The sequence below is a fragment of the Bradyrhizobium sp. NBAIM18 genome, assembly GCF_020193825.1.
Lineage (GTDB): Bacteria > Pseudomonadota > Alphaproteobacteria > Rhizobiales > Xanthobacteraceae > Bradyrhizobium > Bradyrhizobium yuanmingense.
Genome location: NZ_JADYVO010000053.1, coordinates 1 through 4,986, shown reverse-complemented (window position 1 = coordinate 4,986; position 4,986 = coordinate 1). Strand labels below are relative to the sequence as shown.

Below are 4,986 nucleotides of genomic sequence, written 5' to 3'. Positions count from 1 at the left end.
CTACAACAACTCCACCCGGCACCGGACTGCATCGGTGGAGTTCTTATTGCATGCCGCAGGTTTTAGGAACGGGATCTGGTCCTGGCCTAGGAAGCCATACGCCGTCAGTTTACCGAGCCGGCAGCGGTCCGGTCAGAGTCACAGACCCAACGCGGTTTGTCTTCGCCCCGGGATGCAGCCATCGCGCAGCTAATCCCTACTTGATCAAATGCAAAAACGACATCTTTGGTTTCATACTTCAGTTTATCCGCCGCCCGGAGCACCCCTTCGGCACCATTTTGAAACGTGGCGTTCAAAGTCCAGTAGTCTTGATTCGCGACAACAAACGTGTGGAATGCCTTCCTGATATCCCAACCAGAGCGTTTTAGGATACAAAACACCTTGTTATAAATTCCACTGGAATGGTGAACGTCCAGTCGATCAGAGTATTTGGAGACGTGGTCTATAGAGTAGCCATCCTGTGGCGGGTCGCACATATATCGCAAAGACGTCCCAGCTTTTTTGGTAACATCCGCCCCCACGGTCAAGTCAGACCCCGATCTTCCGAATGTATTGCCATACTTCTGGAAGTAATAGGATTCGGCAGCTTCTCCTGCCATGTCGGAAAACGACTCATTCATACCACCTGACTGGTACTGATATTCGAGGTTCGAATTCTGCTCTGTGAAACCATGCGACACTTCATGGGCAACAACATCCAAGCCCACCAGAGGGTAGAACATCGCTTTCCCATCGCCAAACGTCATTGAGCTGCCATTCCAAAATGCGGTGTCCTCATTCCTGGAGAAGTGTACGCGCAAATGCAGTTTCTGCTTCAAAGGACTGACGCCGTACCAGTCCCTATACATGTCCACAACAACCTGCCCGAAAAATTGGGCATCATTCAGCGGTGAGAACGCGCCATTGATATTATCCCCTGCGTTGTTGTAACACCTAAACGCAAAAGGCTTGTTCGTACCTTCTACAGAGTAGTTCATGTGCTCGGTGAAAACATCTGGGCTATCCATTTCACAGATGCTGCCCTGCTCGCTCACTTCGAAAGGCGGAACGGTTTCGCTTCCATAGGTGTACTGGCCAGTCTTGGCATTTCCGCCAGGCCCCGTTCCTCTTTGTGCGTGTTGTAGGTTTTCATAGGAACTCACAGTTTCGCCAGTAATAGCATCGATGAACAACACAGGACGTGTCGGGCGTGGGCCTGCTGTGCCGTCCCGGACAGTTGTAAAGAACGACGTGCGGTACACAAGCCGGACCTCGCCCTTCTTTTGAACGAGATACACGAGATCGGCCTCTTCGTTTTCGTAGCTGCTCGCGCGAAGCGTAGGGGCAGAGGAGAGTACAATCTCCTTAGCTTTTTGAAGCGCCTGCTGCTTGGTGATCTTCGCGGTCAGGGCCGGACCTAAATCGTAGGCGGCAGTTCCGCTTATGGCAACAATTCTCGTGCCATCAGCAGATCTCTCGGCAACGATCTGCTGGCCCCACACGGGAATTCCGTTGTGCTGCTGCTCAAGGCGGAGAGTGGCGCCGGAACGGTTAGGCAGCGCCTTAAGCGACGAAGAAGTATCGAGCTCGAGCAATCCGGCAACGGAGGCCTCAGGTGATCTTCCTTGAGCTATTTCAGCTAGGGGACTGGTTTGAGGTACAACCTTGTTCACCTCACGGATCTCGGCGGCGGTAGCTGACCCTAGCGAGGCACCCAATACAAAGCACGCCAGTGCGTGGACACGGTTATGACGCATTACACTCTCCTCAAGCTCGATTAATCGCGTCGCTGCATTGAAAGTAGCGAACGTAATTGCTGCGATCTGGCTCAACCTGCATATCCAATGTCATCTCTCCCATCGTCAGTTGCGATAGCTCTCACGACCATCGACGCCTTTTGCCGTTTCGATCAGAAACTCAATGGCGAGCTTGGCGAAGCGGGCGGCTTTTGTTGCATCCAACTTGGAGACCACGTCCTCCGAGGTGTGAATGTATGGATTGCTCTCTTTGAGCGGAGCCTCGAACGGCCAGGCTGCGCGGATGCCATTTCGCGTCCACGAGGCATGATCAGAGCATGCGTAGCAGCCCTTAGTTTCACCGTGCGTGATCGCATGAGCACCAGAATGGTTGTATTCCTTTAGGAGCTTCGTGAGAAAACCATTTAGTTCGGGGCTGGTGTATTGGTTCACCAGGTAGATGTCCCGGGTGTCCCGGCCGGAATTGAAGCCGGTCATGTCAAACTGCAAGGCCGCAATTACCTTTTGGCCTTTACTTTCGGCCGCGTACCTGTCCGCGATTTCAGCGGAACCTCGAAGCCCTACCTCTTCGGCCGAGTAGGCCATAAACTTAATAGTCCGCTGCGGTTTGAATCCCGTTTCCATCAGCACACGAAGCGCCTCTGTGACGACCGCGACTCCGGATGCGTCGTCGTCAGCACCAGGCGCGTTCTCTTTGGGGTTATCTTTATTCTTCCAATTAATAGAGTCGATATGCGCGCCAATCACCACTACTTCATCCGGCCGGGACGCGCCTCGGATTGTTCCGATAACCGAGTTCTGAACCCAGCCGTGCGAAAATAGCGCGACCGTGAAGTCCGGACGCTCCTGTCCCATGCTCTCCCATTCTCTACGAACAAACTCAGCCGCTTCTTGCCCTTTGGACGTTTCGAAGTGTCGCGTCCCGAAACCTTGGAGCATTGTGATCGTGTTGAGGATCTTATCGCCCTTAACCCGCTCAAGGGCGCGCCTCACGGCACTCTGCTGATCAAGCGTCTCCGGAAGGGGAGCTAAGTAGCGAAATCCGGGCTTGTAAGCTGGGTTGTCCACCTCCTTGAGGGCTGCCTCGCGCGAGGCGTGGACAGTGAAGCCGCCGCAGCGCGGGCATGCGCTGCGCATCCAATTAGAAAACCTGTCCAGGTCTTTTTCAGCGATGTCAGCAACCGACATGCCGTTGATCACTTGAAACGTGGGAACAACGAGATCGTCCGCAACTGATTGTCGGCTCGCAAGAGACCGCTGCGCGGCAGCTGCCACATTGTCGCTAGTGACAACCCAAAGCCTTGAGGATTGTGCATAAGTATAGGGACCACCCACCAGCAACATGGCTAAAGCAGTTAGAATTGTCTTTGAGCCACTCATTCCTTTCATGTCTACTCCTTTTCGCCGACGCATGAGCATGCTGATGACGCAACCACGCTACACACCGTCACAGCAGCTTCCGGACAACCAGTCGTTTAGCGATGAATCGCGGCCGGTCCGCCTGAAGATGATGTTCTCTGCGAGAGTTGCTGTGGTCGCGCGAACAGAGCAAGCGGCGTGCCAAATCGAAACTCCAACATTACTCGTGCTTCGTAGCATCTTAGTGCGTCGTAGCTCGGTATTGGGCTAAACCTGACCATCGGCACGGCTAGTGACCGACATTCGTTGCAGAGTTAGCGACGAAATCGCGACTATTCAGATACTGTGCAACCGGTGCCGCTGAGCGCACCGAATTGCAGGACCGGGAGCCGGCCGTGGGGATCCGGCGCCATCAAGTTCTGTTTAAATGGAGAACCAAACTAGCCCTGCCGCCATTCTCGAGGTCACGCAAGTAGCCAGCTTTATGCTTGTGTTGGATCGTTCAGAACGACCCGGCGCTCACAGGGGGTTGCGCCAGCGGCAACTGAACGCCGGCGAGCACTTTGTAATGGCCGGGCGGGCCGGTGTGGGAGACTTTGTCCTACTCAGCCGCACCGAGTTGCCGCTAATTCAAACAGGACCGTTCGCATGAGAGCAGGCCTGAGCTACTCGAATTCGGACGGCTGCCAGCGTTGCCGGAGCGACGCGGATCATATTCTCACTGCGCCATATTCTGCGTGTGGCAGGGGGCATCCACTCGAGACCTTAGCGCCAGGGCCTCGTTGTAAATGCGCGTGCGTTCATTAGATGGTCCCCGCAGATCGGGCTGCCAGCGCTACATTCTCCAGACGCGCCGCTTGCGGGGAGGAGGATGAAAATTGTAATGTGGCACTCCGAGGGCCTGGATCGCCGTTGTTGTCGAGGGGGACTCAATCGAGACGAAACTATTCTTTTCCGCCGCGGCCGAGGGCCTGCAGAGCAGGTCGAGTGAATGTGTCGCTGATGTCGAATCCTCGTCGGGACTACCCTTGTGCGGTCAAACCCGGGAGGCCGACCTGTGGTTAGCTGCTTTGTGTGTGACGAAACCGCCACTCGCCCTCTGAGGCGAATGACGATCCAAAGAAGCTCGAAAAGGCGCGCCATGAGCGGGATGAATGCGGGATGATTCCCTTGCTTGGTTGCTGCTCGCCACTGCGCTACGCATTCCCACGCCGCTGTTGTGCGCGGACTACCGTCACCGGCATTTGACCGTGGGCGACCGGTGCAGCAGCGTCCCGCCTCAGTCATTGCATGCCGGTTGCGGCCCGGCTAAGGTCGTAGCATCCCTATGTGCATCGCAATTACATTCTCATGGCGCTCACCTTTAAGTTCTGCCGAACCGAGTCCCGGTGGCAACGCGCGCGCTCTGGTCACCCCGGCGCTGGGAAGCTGGATCGCCGCGGTCGATCTTGGTGGCCCCCGCTCGCATTGTGAACCGCCGCTCCATGTTGTCGTCATGCCGCACCCTTCATGACAGACTTGACTGACGCGATCTGCTGCACGCTGCTGCTGTTTGCGTGTGGCTGGCTGATCTGGACCGATCTCCGCCATGGCATCATCCCTGATTGGATCAACGGCTTGATCGCAGCGCTGGGACTTGCGAGGACGTTTGCGATGGAGGGGGCTCTTGGTCCACTGATCGCGGGCAGCCAAGGCCTAATAATCGCTGCCCTGCTCCTGCTGTTGAGAGAACTCTACTTCCGTTGGCGCAGCATACAAGGGCTCGGCCTTGGTGACGTCAAGTTCCTCGCCGCCGCTACGCTTTGGACTGGACTATTCGACTTCCCGATTCTGTTGCTTGCCGCAAGCGTCGCGGCGCTGTTCGTCGTACTCTGCCTCCATATGGTCGGGC

3 protein-coding genes are annotated in these 4,986 nt (G+C 55.9%); 1 reads left to right on the top strand and 2 read right to left on the bottom strand.

Going from position 1 to position 4,986, the window contains the following annotated elements; translation table 11 throughout:
* Positions 1-104: 104 nt before the first annotated feature.
* Both I6F17_RS37305 and I6F17_RS37300 read right to left on the bottom strand, forming a co-directional pair.
* Entirely contained in the window at positions 105-1,811 is a 1,707-nt protein-coding gene (locus I6F17_RS37305) for a M4 family metallopeptidase (protein WP_225132264.1), read from the bottom strand.
* A gap of 30 nt (positions 1,812-1,841) precedes the next feature.
* Positions 1,842-3,125: a M20/M25/M40 family metallo-hydrolase gene (locus tag I6F17_RS37300; protein WP_158284322.1), complete on the bottom strand. Its 1,284-nt coding sequence runs from the start codon at positions 3,123-3,125 to the stop codon at positions 1,842-1,844.
* Positions 3,126-4,613: 1,488 nt separating this feature from the next.
* Between I6F17_RS37300 and I6F17_RS37295 the strand changes: the two genes are divergently transcribed.
* The coding region (locus tag I6F17_RS37295; RefSeq protein ID WP_225132263.1) for a prepilin peptidase at positions 4,614-4,986 on the top strand (373 nt) is incomplete at its 3' end.

Bases quoted from the DNA above. Each gene is read 5' to 3' on its own strand.
- I6F17_RS37300 (WP_158284322.1), bottom strand. From the start codon at position 3,125: ATGAAAGGAATGAGTGGCTCAAAGACAATTCTAACTGCTTTAGCCATG.